The sequence below is a fragment of the Lactobacillus apis genome, from assembly GCF_002837055.1.
Taxonomy (GTDB): Bacteria; Bacillota; Bacilli; order Lactobacillales; family Lactobacillaceae; genus Lactobacillus; species Lactobacillus apis.
Genome location: NZ_PDKP01000074.1, coordinates 1 through 315, shown reverse-complemented (window position 1 = coordinate 315; position 315 = coordinate 1). Strand labels below are relative to the sequence as shown.

At 32.4% G+C, this 315-nt stretch carries 1 pseudogene; it reads right to left on the bottom strand.

Annotated elements, in window-relative coordinates:
* A pseudogene (locus CRG87_RS07990) lies at window positions 1-138 on the bottom strand (NCS2 family permease); the annotation flags it as partial.
* Window positions 139-315: the final 177 nt, after the last annotated feature.

The following is a 315-nucleotide window of genomic DNA, read 5'->3' as shown; positions in this document are numbered from 1 at the left end:
TCCACTGGCACCCAAAACGCTTGGATTAACGAATAGGATGTAAGACATACTAATAAAAGTAGTCAGTCCAGCGAGAAACTCTACTTTAACACTGGTTTTATATTTATCGAGCTGAAAGTAGCTCTTTATAAAATTCATTTAATCTCTCCCACTATAATAATGTTCGTGTTTTATTTACATCTAACGACTATTTTAGTGTAGCATGCTGTTATATAAATGCAAATACGAATTATATATTGAAAAGCCTTACATTTGAGTGGGATTTATGAATGAACAAGTTTTCTGACAGATTGACCTCAAGGGGAAATAGTTTTT